Consider the following 259-nt stretch of genomic DNA (forward strand, 5'->3'; position numbering starts at 1 on the left):
GGTGCGCAGGAAGCCGCCCATCCCGTCGGCGATGGCATCGCTCCGGCCGTCGCCTTCGGTCGGCCGGACGCACAGCAGGTGGCGCGGGCCGCGCCGGAGCAGGTCCTTCAGGAGGGGGAAGGCGTCCGGCAGCACGGGCCCGGCCAGCAGGATCACCGCGTCCAGCGGCCCGGCCGGGGCCGCGGACGTACCGTCGGCGTGGGTGGCGTGCGCTCCGTGCTCCCGGAGCCGGGCGAGGAGGGACGGGGCGCTGCGGTCG

At 78.4% G+C, this 259-nt stretch carries 1 protein-coding gene; it reads right to left on the minus strand.

The window, feature by feature from the left end:
* The coding region (locus tag ACSNOC_RS27985) for a hypothetical protein (protein WP_436750366.1) at positions 1–259 on the minus strand (259 nt) is incomplete at both ends.

It is taken from the genome of Streptomyces sp. URMC 129 (assembly GCF_051386415.1).
Taxonomy (GTDB): Bacteria; Actinomycetota; Actinomycetes; order Streptomycetales; family Streptomycetaceae; genus Streptomyces.